Annotated in this window: 15 protein-coding genes; 10 read left to right on the top strand and 5 right to left on the bottom strand. The window is 37.0% G+C overall.

Going from position 1 to position 15733, the window contains the following annotated elements; genetic code table 11:
* Positions 1 to 52: 52 nt before the first annotated feature.
* Positions 53 to 1045: an EF-P beta-lysylation protein EpmB gene (gene epmB, locus BMX01_RS03670; protein WP_064081864.1), complete on the top strand. Its 993-nt coding sequence runs from the start codon at positions 53 to 55 to the stop codon at positions 1043 to 1045.
* A 102-nt stretch (positions 1046 to 1147) separates the two neighbouring features.
* On the opposite strand, the gene asnS is transcribed toward epmB, so the two are convergent.
* Positions 1148 to 2551 carry an asparagine--tRNA ligase gene (asnS, locus tag BMX01_RS03665; RefSeq protein ID WP_064081865.1) on the bottom strand — a complete coding sequence of 468 codons (1404 nt, stop codon included), beginning with the start codon at positions 2549 to 2551 and terminating at the stop codon, positions 1148 to 1150.
* 502 nt (positions 2552 to 3053) lie between these two features.
* Between asnS and sbcB the strand changes: the two genes are divergently transcribed.
* From sbcB to pepP, 6 genes are all read left to right on the top strand, one after another.
* Positions 3054 to 4598 (top strand): exodeoxyribonuclease I, encoded by a 1545-nt coding sequence (gene sbcB / locus BMX01_RS03660; protein WP_064081866.1) that lies wholly within the window; start codon positions 3054 to 3056, stop codon positions 4596 to 4598.
* Positions 4599 to 4619: 21 nt separating this feature from the next.
* Positions 4620 to 5219 carry a DNA glycosylase gene (locus BMX01_RS03655; RefSeq protein ID WP_064081867.1) on the top strand — a complete coding sequence of 200 codons (600 nt, stop codon included), beginning with the start codon at positions 4620 to 4622 and terminating at the stop codon, positions 5217 to 5219.
* A gap of 3 nt (positions 5220 to 5222) precedes the next feature.
* A complete protein-coding gene (locus BMX01_RS03650) occupies positions 5223 to 6050 on the top strand; it encodes a PHP domain-containing protein (RefSeq protein ID WP_010945270.1) in 828 nt (275 codons plus the stop codon).
* 55 nt (positions 6051 to 6105) lie between these two features.
* Entirely contained in the window at positions 6106 to 8133 is a 2028-nt protein-coding gene (uvrB, locus tag BMX01_RS03645; RefSeq protein ID WP_074647779.1) for an excinuclease ABC subunit UvrB, read from the top strand.
* Positions 8134 to 8245: 112 nt separating this feature from the next.
* A complete protein-coding gene (locus BMX01_RS03640; protein WP_064081869.1) occupies positions 8246 to 8488 on the top strand; it encodes a hypothetical protein in 243 nt (80 codons plus the stop codon).
* A 135-nt stretch (positions 8489 to 8623) separates the two neighbouring features.
* Positions 8624 to 9910, top strand: coding sequence for a Xaa-Pro aminopeptidase (pepP, locus tag BMX01_RS03635; RefSeq protein WP_064081870.1), 1287 nt, complete (start codon positions 8624 to 8626; stop codon positions 9908 to 9910).
* Positions 9911 to 9968: 58 nt separating this feature from the next.
* Here pepP and BMX01_RS03630 read toward each other — a convergent pair whose 3' ends face one another.
* The 3 genes from BMX01_RS03630 to purE all read right to left on the bottom strand — a co-directional run bounded on the left by BMX01_RS03630 (position 9969) and on the right by purE (position 12915).
* Entirely contained in the window at positions 9969 to 11165 is a 1197-nt protein-coding gene (locus BMX01_RS03630) for an amino acid aminotransferase (RefSeq protein WP_064081871.1), read from the bottom strand.
* 130 nt (positions 11166 to 11295) lie between these two features.
* Positions 11296 to 12387 (bottom strand): 5-(carboxyamino)imidazole ribonucleotide synthase, encoded by a 1092-nt coding sequence (purK, locus tag BMX01_RS03625; RefSeq protein ID WP_064081872.1) that lies wholly within the window; start codon positions 12385 to 12387, stop codon positions 11296 to 11298.
* A 30-nt stretch (positions 12388 to 12417) separates the two neighbouring features.
* On the bottom strand, positions 12418 to 12915 hold the full coding sequence (gene purE / locus BMX01_RS03620) for a 5-(carboxyamino)imidazole ribonucleotide mutase (RefSeq protein WP_064081873.1): 498 nt from the start codon (positions 12913 to 12915) through the stop codon (positions 12418 to 12420).
* A gap of 213 nt (positions 12916 to 13128) precedes the next feature.
* On the opposite strand from purE, the gene sspA reads away from it, so the two are divergent.
* Both sspA and BMX01_RS03610 read left to right on the top strand, forming a co-directional pair.
* The gene (sspA, locus tag BMX01_RS03615; protein ID WP_064081874.1) at positions 13129 to 13773 is read left to right on the top strand and encodes a stringent starvation protein SspA; all 645 of its coding nucleotides are present in this window, start codon (positions 13129 to 13131) and stop codon (positions 13771 to 13773) included.
* Entirely contained in the window at positions 13773 to 14174 is a 402-nt protein-coding gene (locus tag BMX01_RS03610) for a ClpXP protease specificity-enhancing factor (RefSeq protein ID WP_064081875.1), read from the top strand. Before sspA ends, BMX01_RS03610 begins: the two co-directional genes overlap by 1 nt.
* 79 nt (positions 14175 to 14253) lie before the next feature.
* On the opposite strand, the gene BMX01_RS03605 is transcribed toward BMX01_RS03610, so the two are convergent.
* Positions 14254 to 15021 carry an FNR family transcription factor gene (locus BMX01_RS03605; RefSeq protein WP_064081876.1) on the bottom strand — a complete coding sequence of 256 codons (768 nt, stop codon included), beginning with the start codon at positions 15019 to 15021 and terminating at the stop codon, positions 14254 to 14256.
* Positions 15022 to 15272: 251 nt separating this feature from the next.
* Here BMX01_RS03605 and BMX01_RS03600 point away from each other — a divergent pair, with 251 nt between their 5' ends.
* A complete protein-coding gene (locus BMX01_RS03600; RefSeq protein ID WP_064081877.1) occupies positions 15273 to 15698 on the top strand; it encodes a universal stress protein in 426 nt (141 codons plus the stop codon).
* The last annotated feature ends 35 nt before the right edge of the window (positions 15699 to 15733 follow it).

The following is a 15733-nucleotide window of genomic DNA, read 5'->3' as shown; positions in this document are numbered from 1 at the left end:
AAGCCGATAGCGTGAATATTCACGCTATTTTACTTTATTTTAAGATAATGCAATGTCAACTCAACTTGACCAAACCGATTGGCTGATTGATTTAGCCGAAGCATTTAAAGATCCAGTAGAGTTATTACACTTTTTGGAATTAGACCCAGGATTATTCCAAGCGGATATTCAAGCACGACGGTTATTTCCATTACGTGTACCACGCCCATTCGCAGTGAAAATGCGCAAAGGGGATCGTTATGATCCTTTGTTTTTGCAAGCCATGTCACTTCAAGATGAATTTGTTCAAGCCAGAGGATTTAGCAAAGATCCGTTACAAGAACAATATAGCCCAGCACCTAATATTTTGCATAAATATCAAAACAGATTGCTGTTTATGATTAAAAATAGTTGTGCAATTAATTGTCGTTATTGCTTTCGTAGGCATTTCCCTTATGCTGAAGTCAAAAGTGGCCAGTTAGCTTGGCAACAGGGGCTCGCTTACATTGCTGATCATAAAGAGCTTGAAGAAGTTATTTTTTCGGGTGGCGACCCGATGATGGCGAAAGACAATGAGTTAGCTTGGTTATTAACGCAAATCGAGCAATTTCCACATATTAAAACATTGCGGATCCATACGCGTTTACCTGTGGTTATTCCTAATCGAATCAATCGTCAATTATGTGACCGGTTATCAAAATCGCCTTTGAATATAGTCGTAGTGACACATATTAACCACGCTAATGAGTTAGATGATATATTAGCTTCTAAAATTAGTTTATTGAAGCAAGCGAATGTAACCGTATTGAATCAAGCAGTTTTATTGAAAGGTATAAATGATAATGCAAAAACCTTAAAAGCATTAAACGACAAGCTTTTTACGGCAGGTATTTTGCCATATTATTTGCATTTATTAGATAAAGTAGAAGGTGCTAGCCATTTTTTTATTGATGATCAGCAAGCATTAGTTATTTATAAAGAACTGCAAAGGATTAGCTCAGGTTATTTGGTGCCTAAATTGGCTAGGGAAATTGCTCAGCAACCTAACAAAACATTAATCAGTTAATCAAGCGGGTATTTTAGTAAAAATTTGTTGCAATCTCTGATAATCAAAAAAGGCGAGTTAAATACTCGCCTAATATATTGAATTTATTTAACGCCATTCAAATTAGAAATTTGCATTACGTGGCGCGCGTGGGAATGGAATCACTTCACGGATATTTTGTAAGCCGGTAACATAAACAATTAAGCGCTCAAAACCTAAGCCAAAGCCTGCATGCGGGACTGTTCCGTATTTACGTAAATCACGATACCACCAATAATCTTCAGGATTAAGTCCCATTTCTATCATACGCGCATCTAATACAGCTAAACGTTCTTCACGTTGTGAACCACCGATAATCTCACCAATACCTGGTGCTAATACGTCCATTGCGGCTACGGTTTTACCATCATCATTTAAACGCATATAAAATGCTTTAATATCTTTTGGATAGTTTTTTACCACGACAGGGGATTTAAAATGTTCTTCGGCAAGGAAACGTTCGTGTTCAGAAGAAAGATCAACACCCCAAGCGACAGGAAATTCAAATTTTTTGCCAGATTTTAAGAGAATCTCAATCGCATCACTATAATCAACTTGAGCAAAAGGTGCAGTAATGAAGTTTTCTAAGCGTGTAATGACTTCTTTATCAACATGTTTTGCAAAAAATTGCATATCATCTTTACGTTCTTCTAACACCGCTTTAAATACATATTTCAACATATCTTCAGCTAATTTTGCGTTATCTGCTAAAGTTGCAAATGCGAATTCAGGTTCAACCATCCAAAATTCAGCCAAATGGCGAGTCGTATTTGAATTTTCTGCTCGGAAAGTCGGACCAAAAGTATAGACTTTACTTAATGCACAAGCATAGCTTTCACCATTTAGTTGACCTGAAACGGTCAAGAATGCCTCTTTACCAAAGAAATCTTGGCTATAATCTATTTTACCGTGTTCTGTTCGTGGCAAGTTTTCTAAATCTAAGGTTGAAACACGGAACATTTCACCGGCGCCTTCAGTATCTGAGGCGGTAATTAATGGTGTAGCAACCCAATAAAATCCTTGTTCATTAAAGAAACGATGAATGGCTTGTGCTAAACAGTGACGGACACGTGCTACCGCGCCAATTAAGTTAGTGCGAGGACGTAAATGTGCTACTTCACGGAGATATTCAATAGAGTGGCGTTTAGCGGCCATAGGGTAAGTATCTGGATCATCAACCCAACCTACAACTTCTACCTCTAGTGCGTGTAATTCGACCGCTTGCCCGCTTGCCGGCGATTCAACAATGTTTCCTGTTACAATTACTGAGCAACCTGCCGTTAAACGTAATATTTCTGTTTGATAATTAGCTAAGTCCTTGTTAATAATTACTTGAATTGGTTCAAAACAAGAACCATCATAGACTGTTAAAAATGATAACCCCGCTTTTGAGTCACGGCGAGTACGTACCCAACCACGTACAGTCACTTTTTCACCCACTACAATTTTGCCAGATAGGATTTCTGAAACTGTTGGAAATTTAGACATTGAATACCTCAAACGTTATTGTGAGTTTTATGTAGAAAATAATACTCAATATTTTACAAGAATATGTTAGGAAATAAAGGAAATTGTCCATTTTTTGGACTTTTTGGACTTTTTGGCATTTTCATCAGAATTTGTGTGAGATTGAAATTTAATCGGCGTAACCTTGTTTGCATTGTTTTTGTACAGCTTATGCAAATGAAAATAAAAATCATAAAAAAATACCGCTTTTTTTGCAAATTAACTGAACTTTATCAGATCACGTCAGTCATACTTAATACTAACTTGACGGAACTCAAGCAGTTTTTTTCATTTCCTTAGGTAAGACCTCGCCCGATACAGAATTTTTTGTGTCGGGTTTTTTTTATGCAATTTATTTGTCTATCAGCGCTATTAGCAGACGGCAATTAGATTAGCTTGATCCATTAAGCATAAATTTCCTGCAAATTTGCCCGCTTGTCTATGTTACAATATTAATCATTTGATTTGTTATTTGAGTAAGGCGATGAACAACAACAATTTTACTTTTTTCTTTTATGATTATGAAAGTTTCGGCATAAATCCAGCAACTGATCGACCTGCGCAATTTGCGGGTATTCGTACGGATAGTGAATTTAATATTATCGGTGAACCGGTAATATTTTATTGTAAACAAACTAATGATTATTTGCCTTCAGCTGAAGCAGTGATGGTAACAGGCATTACACCACAACTCTGTAATGAAAAAGGCTTGTCAGAACCAGAATTTGCTCAACGTATTCATCACGAATTTAGTCAACCTAATACTTGCATTATTGGTTATAACAATATCCGTTATGATGATGAAATGACTCGTTATACGTTCTTTCGTAATTTTTATGATCCTTATGAATATTGTTGGAAGAACGGCAATTCCCGTTGGGATTTACTTGATTTAGTGCGCGCGTGCTATGCATTACGTCCGTCCGGCATTGAGTGGCCTAAAAATGAAAAAGATGAACCTTCTTTCAAGTTAGAGCATTTGACGAAAGCAAATGCTATTGCACATCAGAATGCGCACGACGCGATGGCAGATGTATATGCCACGATTGAAATAGCAAAATTAATTAAGCAAAAACAGCGCAAATTATTTGACTTCTTTTTTGAAAAAAGAAGTAAAAAAGTGCTTGAAAAATTAATTGATCCGGCCGAGTTAACGCCATTAGTGCACGTCTCAGGTATGTTAGGTAACTATCGCGGTAATACTGCGTTGATTTTACCTCTTGCTTGGCATCCCACGAATCAGAATGCCGTGATTGTCTGTGACTTATCAGGTGATATACAAGGGCTACTAAATGATACTGCGGAGGTATTAAAACAGCGTTTATATACTAAACGTGATGCTTTAGCTGAACACGAATCTCCAGTGCCGTTGAAGTTAGTTCATCTAAACAAATGCCCAATTTTAGCGCCAGCTAAAACCTTACTAGCAGAAAATGCAACGCGTTTGGCGATTGATCGTTCACAATGCTTGCTAAATTTAGCTAAGTTACAAGCACAAAAAGCAGTCGTTCGAGAGAAGGTGATTGAAATATTCAACGATGAGCGTATTTTTGCGCCTTCAAACAACGTAGAAACGACGTTATACGACAGTTTTTTTTCAAATGGGGATAAAAACAACTTAGCTATTTTACGTACATTAAAACCAGAACAACTCGCTGAGCATGGTTTAAAATTTGCAGATAAACGTGTAGAACCGTTGTTATTCCACTATCGAGCAAGGCATTTCCCAAATACATTAACACGGGCAGAGCAGATTAAATGGCAGAAATATTGTCATCAACAAATTGATGCAAAAGCGGAGCAATTTAGTCAGGAAATCGCAAACTTATTTGAGCGTTATGCTGATCACGCAGACAAAGTAAAATTATTAGAAGATCTGACCGCTTATGCGACACAGCTTTCACAATGTACATTGCCTTTGCCAAGCGCTGCTCAAAAGAACCAATTAATGGCAGAACTAAATAAAGTGGCAGAGCAACAGATTGATAAGGCAACAAAACTTGACTTGTTGAAAACATTAATTAAATAACTTGCAGAGAACCATTATCGAATGTCTGAACGCAATCTACCATTAGAATATCATCCTTTTCCAGCAATTTTGCCAAAATCTGCTACAGTGGCAATGTTAGGTACATTTCCACCGACCAGTGAAAAACGGTGTATGGAATTTCATTATCCAAATTTTCAAAACGATATGTGGCGGATTATGGGATTGCTTTTTTATAAGAATCTTGATCATTTTCGAGTTGATCAAGAAAAACGTTTTGATCCAGTGCGGATTGAAGCGTTTTTAAGAGAAAAAGGCATTGCACTTTGTTCTTCTGCACAAACCGCCATTCGTTTAAAAGGTAATGCTTCAGATAAAGATCTGAAAATTATTGATGCGATTGATATGCAAGCATTATTAACCGAATTGCCACAGTTAAAATGGTTATTTACCACGGGCGGGCTTGCAACGGAAACCTTATTAAGTTTATTACCTGAAAAGAGTAAATTGCCGAAAACAAATGAATGGATTGATTATCCTTATACAACGGATAGAACATTATATTTATATCGTTTACCATCTACCTCGCGCGCTTATCCATTAAGTCTGGCTAAAAAAGTGGAAGCATATCGTCAATTTTTTGTCAGAGTAGGGTTACTTTAAGCTATGATTTATGATTTACATTCGCATAGCACTGCTTCAGATGGTATGTTAACGCCAACAGAATTGATATTACGTGCAGTTGAACAAAAGGTTGATGTTCTTGCTTTAACGGATCACGATACATTAGCAGGTATCCAAGAAGCTAAAATAGCGGCTGAATCTCAACCTATTCAGTTAATTAGTGGGGTAGAGATCTCTGCATTATGGCAAAATAAAAATATTCATTTAACGGCATTGGATATAGATGAACATCATCCGGCATTAATTGAACTTTTACAGCATCATGCCGTATTGCGTGAGCAAAGAGCGGTCGAAATTGGCGAAAAATTAGCTAAAGCAGGTATTCCAAATGCTTATCACGGTGCAAAAATGTTAGCGAATGGTGAGGTTACCCGTGCACATTATGCTCGTTTTTTAGTACAGCAAGATTATGTTCGTAATATTGAACACGCATTTAAAAAATATTTAGGCACAGGCAAAATAGCCTATGTTAAACCGCAATGGTCTAGCATATCGCACGTTATTGATGTTACCCATCAGGCAGGCGGTGTAATTTGTTTAGCGCATCCGTTACGCTATAAAATGACCGCTCGTTGGCTTCGTGCTTTAATTGAACATTTTAAACAAGCTGGGGGCGATGGCATAGAAGTTGCTAGTTGTGGCCAAAGGCCTGATCAACGACAGTTAATTGCACGTTGGGCAAGCGAATTTGATTTATATGCTTCGGTGGGTTCTGATTTTCATTATCCGACAGGCTGGATTGAGTTAGGTAAAAGTTTAACCTTACCAACAACGTGTAAACCAATTTGGCAATTGTTTACCACACAATAATAATTTTGTGCTTGTTTATGCAATGCGCATCGTTTTTTCGGATTAGGATTCAATTATGAGCAAACCAGGTAAACCTTTTATTCTACATAGCCCTTTTGCACCTTCAGGTGATCAGCCGTCGGCGATTAAAAAATTAACTGAAGGTTTGCAAGATGGCTTAGCACATCAAACATTACTTGGCGTAACCGGATCAGGCAAAACCTTTACTATTGCTAATGTAATTGCACAACTTAACCGACCTGCAATGTTACTTGCACCTAATAAAACGCTAGCTGCACAATTATATGCTGAAATGAAAGCCTTTTTTCCCGAAAATGCAGTGGAATATTTTGTTTCTTATTATGATTATTATCAGCCAGAAGCGTATGTGCCGGCGAGTGATACTTTTATTGAAAAAGATGCTTCGATTAATGAACAAATTGAACAGATGCGATTATCGGCAACTAAGTCTTTTCTTGAACGTCGCGATACTATTGTCGTTGCATCTGTTTCTGCTATTTATGGCTTAGGTGATGTAAATGCATATATGCAAATGATGTTGCATTTACAAGTTGGAGCCATTATTAATCAACACGACATTCTTGCTCGGCTAGCAGAACTACAATATACCCGCAATGATCAAGCCTTTCAGCGTTCAACTTTTCGTGTTCGAGGCGAAGTGATTGATATTTTCCCAGCAGAATCTGATGAAATTGCATTACGAATAGAATTATTTGATGATGAAATTGACAATTTATCCTTGTTTGATCCGCTAACCGGTCATAGTTTTGGTAAGATCCCACGTTATACGATTTACCCTAAAACACACTATGTCACGCCTAGGGAACGTATTTTGACCGCCATTGATCAGATCAAAAATGAATTAACGGGTCGTCAAGATTATTTCATTAAAGAACATAAATTGTTGGAAGAACAGCGCATTACACAACGCACACAATTCGATATTGAGATGATTAATGAACTAGGTTACTGTTCAGGCATTGAAAATTATTCGCGCTATTTATCTGGGCGTCAGGAGGGTGAACCACCACCAACATTATTTGATTATATGCCCGCAGATGGTTTATTAATTATTGACGAAAGCCATGTAACCGTGCCACAAATTGGTGGTATGTATCGCGGGGATCGGGCAAGGAAAGAAACATTAGTACAATATGGTTTTCGCTTACCATCGGCATTAGATAATCGACCGCTTAAATTTGAAGAATTTGAACGATTATCTCCGCAAACCATTTATGTTTCAGCAACACCGGGCAATTATGAATTAGAAAAATCGAACGGAGACATTATCGATCAAGTAGTGCGCCCAACAGGTCTGTTAGATCCGATAATTGAAGTACGGCCGGTGGTTAGCCAAGTAGATGATGTGTTATCTGAAATTCAGCAACGCGTAGCGTTAGATGAGCGAGTATTGATTACTACATTGACTAAAAAAATGGCGGAAGATTTGACCGATTATCTAGATGAGCATGGTGTTCGAGTCCGTTATTTACACAGTGATATTGATACGGTTGAGCGGGTCGAAATTATTCATGATCTTCGGATAGGTATGTTTGATGTGTTAGTTGGCATCAACTTATTACGTGAGGGATTGGATATGCCAGAAGTTGCTTTGGTGGCGATTCTTGATGCGGATAAGGAAGGCTTTTTACGCTCTGAGCGTTCACTTATTCAAACGATTGGGCGCGCCGCACGTAATTTAAATGGTAAAGCCATTCTTTATGCGGATCGAATAACCCATTCCATGCAAAAAGCGATCACTGAAACAGAACGTCGCCGAGAGAAACAGCAAAAATATAATCAAGAACATAATATCATTCCTCAAGCATTAAATAAAAAAATTCGTGAATTGCTAGATATTGGACAAACAGATAAACAGAAAAAAGGCAAACAAGCGGTAAAAATTGCCGAACAATCTGCCAGTTATACTCCTAATGCGCCTAAATCACGGCAGGCTCTAGAAAAAGAATTAAAACAATTAACACAACAAATGCAAAAATTGGCTAAAGATCTTGAATTTGAAAAAGCGGTGGCAGTAAGAGATAAAATAGGGCAGTTGAAGATGGCTTTATTAGAAGTTTAATTATTTATATCTAAAGGCTTGAAAAAAGGATTTCTAACCCTATACTCTTACTAACTAGCTGAAGAATAGTTATTTTTTATCTTGAAAAAATTAAGGTAGGAGTAATAGATATATGAGTAATAAACATAGTTCAAAAGAATTAGGATCGTTAGCTGCAAAGATTTTAAAAGATCCTAATGCTTCTAAAATTGAAAAAGAATTAGCGGGTTCAGTGTTGTCCCAAACGAATACGGATAAAGTTACTAGTAAAGAATTAGAATCAAAGGCATCAAAAGTGCTTACTTCGGAACATTGTTCTGATACTGTAAAATCATTAGCCGGTTCAGTATTAGCGCAATCAAAAAAATCTCGTTAATTGTAATGATTAAATTATGGCACTCGTTTTTTAACGAGTGCTTTTTTATAAAATATTCTAAAATCGAATCCTGTCAATTGACTAGATTAAATCGATTACTTATGTTAGTTATATGAATTTATAAGGGAAAATAAAATGGATCTCTCATATTTAGCGGAGTTACCCAAAGAAGAATTTGTTGCACGCCGTCAACGCGTGTTTGAACAGATGCAAAAAAATTCGGCATTTATTGTCTTTACTGAAACGGAAAAGCGTCGCAATGCTGATTGCAACTATCTATTTCGCCCAGACAGCTATTTTTGGTATTTAACCGGTTTTGCAGAGCCCGAAGCGGCATTATTGTTGATTAAGCAAAATGGTCAATATGAAAGCAGTATTTTTGTGCGAAATAAAGATCCGTTAATGGAAACGTGGCATGGTTATCGTCTAGGTGTTGATGCAGCCGCAGCACAATTGAATGTTGATAAGGCTTTTGATATAGAAGATTTATCACTTATTTTCGCAGAAAAAACACAAAATTTAACCGCTTGTTACTATGCAGAAGGCATACAAAGTTGGGGCGATCCGCTTGTGAATAATGTCTTTACTGAAGTCATCAATTGGCAACCTATGCTATCTGAAATGCGGTTATTTAAATCGCCGGCAGAATTAGCCTTAATCCAACAAGCGTGCCATATTTCCTCATTGGCGCATATTAGAGCAATGCAACAAACGCGCCCGAATCGCTATGAAATGGAAATTGAAGGTGAAATTCAATATGAATTTAGCCGCTTTGGTGTACGTTTTCCCGCCTATAATTCTATTGTTGCCAGTGGTAAAAACGCTTGTATTTTGCACTATAATGAAAATAATCAAGTGTTAAAAGATGGCGAACTATTGTTGATTGATGCGGGAGCAGAGTTCGCTTATTATGCTAGTGATATTACCCGCACATTCCCAATTAATGGTAAATTTTCGCCAGCCCAACGTGAGATTTATCAGTTAGTTTTAGATGCAATGAAAGCAGCAACGCAATATCTTGTGCCAAATGGTTCTTTTAAAGCAGCTAATCAGGCCGCTATGCAAGTTATGACAGAAGGCTTAGTCCGCTTAGGCATTTTACAAGGAGATATTACAGAATTATTAGCACAACAAGCAGTGCGCCAATATTATCTGCATGGTTTAGGGCATTGGTTAGGACTAGATGTGCATGATGTAGGCGACTATGGTATGGATAAAGATCGAACACTTGCAAGTGGAATGGTGCTGACATTAGAACCTGGAATTTATATTCCTATTGATGCGGATGTACCGGCACAATATCGCGGTATCGGTGTTAGAATTGAAGATGATTTATTAATTACCGAATATGGTAATAAGAATTTAACCTGTAGTTGCCCAAAAGAAATTGCTGATATTGAAGCGATTATGGCACAAAAATAATGGCAAAAAACGCATACCGCTATTTTGCCAACTACAGGTTTGTTCTTTAACTGGTTACCTAGAGCACTTTTACTACGGCATCGCAAAACGCTTCGATATTATCATCGGTAAGTCCGGCTACATTTATTCGCCCAGAACGAACCGCATAAATTGCAAATTCATCACGTAAACGATCGACTTGTGTAGCGGTTAAACCGCTGAATGAAAACATACCATTCTGATTAGAAATAAAAGAAAAATCTTTTTTCGCGCCTTTTTCAGCTAATAATTGAACCATTTTAGTTCGCATCGTTTTAATCCGATCACGCATCTCACTTAATTCAGCGATCCAATTTGCGCGTAATTGATCATCAGCCAATACGGTGGTTACGGTATGAGCACCGTGTGCCGCTGGATTAGAATAGAGCACTCGAATAATTGATTTAATTTGAGTAAATGCATTATTTGCGATTTCTGCATTTTCTGCTAATAAAGTAAATGCGCCCACGCGTTCATTATATAAACCAAAATTTTTGGAATAAGAACTCGCGATTAATAATTCTTTATGGTTTTTAGCAAATGCACGTAAACCGTAAGCATCTTCATCTAAGCCATTGGCTAATCCTTGATAAGCGAAATCAAATAAAGGTAACCAGCCTTTTTCAGCTGAAAGTGTAGCGAGTTTATCCCATTGTTCTGCTGTTGGATCGATACCGGTCGGGTTATGGCAACAACCGTGTAATAACACTACATCGCCACGTTCAGCTTGTTGCAAGTCAGCCAACAGATTATCCCAATCTAAGCCGTTAGTTTCGGGATTATAATAGCGGTAGTTTTTTATCGTTAAGCTAACCGCTTCAGCAATTGCATTATGATTAGGCCAAGTTGGGTTTGATATCCAAATAGTCTTTGCGTCAGTTTGGCGCTTAATAAACTCCATTGCTATACGTAATGCGCCTGTGCCACCTAAACTTTGAGCTGTTTTTACACGTCCCGTTTGAATAACATCTGCATCTTGCCCAAATAATAAGGTTTGCGTATAACTATTAAAGTGTGCGATACCATCAATCGGAAGGTAATTCTTTTGTGATTCTTCAGCAAGTAAACGCGTTTCTGCTAATTTTACGGCATTCATAATCGGTGTCTGACCATCGGCATTCATATACACACCAATGCCCAAATTAGTTTTTGTTTTGCGACTATCTGCTCGGAAGGCATCATTTAAACCTAAAATTGGATCGGTTGGAGCGGCATCGATATGATTGAACATTGCCATTTTGTTGCCCTCTGAGTTATTGTGTTAATGTTAAATAGTTTATTTATACGGATAATTAAACGCTTTCGCAAGTGACTCGCGATTTAATAGGCATTTTTTATCAAATTTGCCGTAAATTAGCCAGCTTGTATCAAAATCTTAATTTATTAATAGCCCAATCAAGTCCTGAATAAAAATCCTCAGTCAGTGTCGGTCGAAGTTGCTCAAGCGATTGGATTAATATCTGTCGAGAAGGATACATTACATTAATATGGCCTACTTTGCGCCCTGAGCGAACTTGTTTTCCATACCAATGTAATTGTGAAAAAGGTACATCAAGCCACTGATTTGAATGTGCTATACCAATTAAATTAACCATTACGCTAGGAGCAATGGGTTTTAGTTCGGGCGTTGGTAAGTCAAGTAACGCACGCAAGTGTAATTCAAATTGGCCGATGGAACAGCCTAACTGTGTCCAGTGCCCGCTATTATGGACACGAGGAGCAAGCTCATTAATTAATAATTTATCGCCTACCACAAAACATTCCATTGCAATTACCCCAACATAATTTAAATGGTGCATTACATTAGTGAGCATTTTTTCTGCTTGCATTTGGAAAACAGCGTGATTAGGTAAATTAATATCCGAAACACTGTAACGCAGAATGCCATTCTGTTGTAAATTATGCGTAATTGGATAACAACGTATAGAGCCATCTCGGAAACGCGCCCCAACAATCGAAATTTCACTATCAAATGGAATGAATTTTTCGGCAATTATTTGCCCATATAAATCAGGCGTAATTTGTGCAACATTATCTGCTGTAATAATCCATTGCCCCCGTCCATCATAGCCACCTGTACGGCGTTTAACGACAACTTTATCCCCAATATTGGCAAAAATAGCCGGCCATTGCTCAGCACTTTCAACTAATTGCCAAGGAGAGATTGCCAATTGTATCTTATCTAACAGTGATTTTTGGCTAAAACGATCGGCCGTTGTAGCAAAGACCGCTAGATTGGCAAAATTTTTATGATTACTTAATAGCGTAGTGAGGGGAGTTTCATCCCAGCGCTCTATTTCAGCTGTGATAATACTATTTGCTTCAATATCAAATAGTTCAGCATCAAACGAAAGTGGTATTACTTGAATATCTAAAGGAGCACCCGCATAGCGTAGCATTCTGCCAAGCTGACCGTTGCCTAATACATAAACTGGAGGGTAAATAGCACTTTTTTGCATGGTTATTCCTAAATTATATTTTTACAGTTATTAATCACGTGGATCGGGGTTATCTAATACTAGTTGAGTTTGTTGTTGCCGAAAGGCATGAAGTCTTTTAGCCAATTCAGGTTGAAAAACAGCTAAAATCTGAACCGCTAATAGTGCCGCATTTGCAGCACCTGTAGGACCTATCGCTAATGTTCCAACTGGAATACCTTTTGGCATTTGAACGATAGAATATAAGCTATCCATGCCATTTAACATTGAGCTTTTAACCGGAACACCTAATACCGGTACAATTGTTTTTGCAGCAATCATACCCGGCAAATGCGCCGCGCCACCTGCACCTGCAATAATTACTTTATAGCCATTTTGTTCGGCAGATTCAGCAAACGAAAATAGTTTATTGGGGGTCCGATGTGCCGATACTACTTCGACATGATAGGCAAGATCAAATTGTTCTAAGATTTGTGTTGTTTCTGACATTGTTGCCCAGTCACTTTTTGAACCCATTACGACCGCAATTTCTGCTTTTTGTTGTAACATTTCTCATTATCCTTTTAATTATTCACGAAATAACGTCAATATAATAACATGTTAAACAAACGATTGTTTATAAATTTAAGGTAAAACAAGTAGAGATAATAAATCTCTTATTATTGTGGATAACTGCTATTTTGTACTATTATACGCTTAGGCAAGTGTGCTATAATTAGAAAATAGTTTTAAATTGCAATCAGAATCGGAGATAGCATAAAAATGACAATTAGTGCGAATAAGCGTTCAGTAATGAGCCTTTTTTCAGATAAAAATGATATTTATAGCCATCAAGTACGCATCGTCCTAGCAGAAAAAGGTGTTCCTTATGAGCTTGAAAATATTGATCCTAATACGATTTCTGAAGATTTTTTAGAATTAAACCCATACGCCAATATTCCAACATTAGTTGATCGTGATTTAGTGCTATTCAATTCTCGTATTATTATGGAATATTTAGATGAACGTTTTCCTCACCCTCCATTAATGCCAGTTTATCCGGTATTACGCGGTAAATCTCGCCTGACCATGCATAGAATTGAGCAAGATTGGTATAGCTTAATTGATATTGTTAATAAAAATCCCGAATCCAAAGAAGCGAAGAAAGCGTTAAGCCAATTACGGGAAGAAATGCTAGCACTAGGTTCTGTTTTTGCTGCAACTAGTTATTTTATGAGTGATGAATTCAGTCTAGTGGATTGCTATATTGCGCCATTGCTATGGCGAATGCATAATCTAGGTGTTCAATTCACAGGCGCAGGAGGTAAAGCAATTAAAGCCTATATGACTAAAGTTTTTCAACGTGATAGTTTTAGTCAATCTATTGGTGGAAGCGCACCCAAGCATCTAATGGACGATAAAGAATAATGAAACCATTACGTCCTTATTTATATCACGCATATTATAATTGGATTGTAGATAACGATAATACACCGTATTTGTTGGTGAACGCTGAATATCCTGATGTAGATGTGCCAAAGGAATTTATTCGTGAGGGTAAAATTATTCTTAATATTTCACCGCATTCAATTGGTCAATATGTTGTTAATGATGAAGCAATCTGTTTTAATGCTCGTTTCCAAGGTATGTTGCGCGATGTTTATGTGCCATTTGGTGCAACAGAAGCAATTTATGCTCAGGAAAGTGGTGAGGGCATTATGTTCCAAGAAGAAGTTTATTATAGTGAAATAGAATATATGGAACGGACTAAAGTACACGTTAGTAATAATACTAAAAAGAAAAGCACTTACCTAAAATTAGTCAAATAATTCTTCGTAAGGTAGAAAATAAATAAGCCCCTATTATAAATAATAAGGGCTTTTATTTTATAATTAAAAAAGACCGCTTTTAAGCCGATTGGGTAACAGAAATTTGCGAGCGGGTTACGCCTGCCATATCGGTTAATTTATCCATATGGTTAATCGTGATATATTTCCCTTGTACGGTAATCATACCACTTTTCTGGAAGCGACCAAGCAAACGGCTAATGGTTTCTATCGTTAAGCCTAAATAATTACCGATATCGCCACGTGTCATTGTCAAACGGAATTCACGTGCAGAGAAGCCCCTCTCAGCATAGCGTTGTGATAAATTATGTAAAAAAGCAGCTAGTTTTTCTTCGGCGTTCATCTTTGAGAGTAATAAAATCATTTCTTGATCGCTTTTAATTTCATTACTCATTAATCGCATAATTTGATGGCGAATTTTAGGCATTTTGCCCGCTAAATCGTCTAAAATATCAAAGGGAATTTCACAGATCATAGATGTTTCTAATGCCTGAGCAAAGCCAAGGTGCCTCATATTCGTAATAGCATCAAAGCCGACTAAATCACCAGGCAGATGAAATGCGGTAATTTGTTCTTCACCGCTTTCACTTATCGTATAACTTTTAATGGTGCCTGAACGAATAGCATAAATCGAACGAAGTTCATCACCAGATTGGAAAATAATTTGTGACTTTTGTACCGGTTTTTTGCGCTCAATGATATTATCAAGTTGCGTTAATTCATGTTCATTTAATGTAAATGGTAAACAAAGCTGACTGATACTACAGTTTTGACAATGAATAGTGCAGGCTGTACGACATACATTTTTTGCATCTGATATAATTTTCATAACAATACCGATATCATTTATGACAAAAGTTTGATTTATAGCAAATTTTAGCACTATTTTTAGGGATAAGAAAGATCGGAATACACTTTAATAAAACAAAGTTAGGTGTATTTGTTAACTATTCATTCAGTTAAAATAATTCTTTTTTTAAATTATGTAAAAAATGCGATCTAGTTCAAGTTTTGATTGAAAAAAATATGCTACTATTCAACTATTTATAAGGCTCAAGGATAATTTAAGGAGTTTTTCTTATGTATAAACATATTCTAGTTGCAGTTGATCTTTCTGAAGAAAGTTTGATTTTACTTCGTAAAGGTGCGGGATTGGCTGAGAAATGTGGTGCTAAACTTTCACTTATTCATGTAGATGTCAATTTTTCTGATCTTTATACCGGATTAATTGATATAAATATGTCTTCTGTACAAGATGGTGTCATTGAAGAAACCACGAAAGCACTTGATGAACTTGCCTTAAAAATTGATTATCCGGTTAGTCAGCGTTTAAATGGTACGGGAGACTTTAGCCAGGTTTTAGAAGAAGCGGTGGCTAAACATCAAATTGATTTATTGATTACAGGGCATCATCAAGATTTTTGGAGTAAATTTATGTCTTCTACTCGTCAGGTAATGAATAATGTTACTGTTGATATGTTGGTCGTTCCGTTAATTGATGAATAATAGCCACTAAGTTCATTGGCTACCAAATAATCAAC

Origin of the sequence: [Haemophilus] ducreyi, from assembly GCF_900109315.1 — a bacterium.
In the GTDB taxonomy this organism is placed as follows: Bacteria; Pseudomonadota; Gammaproteobacteria; order Enterobacterales; family Pasteurellaceae; genus Haemophilus_B; species Haemophilus_B ducreyi.
Note: the sequence above shows the minus strand (reverse complement) of the source record. Positions and strands in the feature narration are given on the sequence as shown.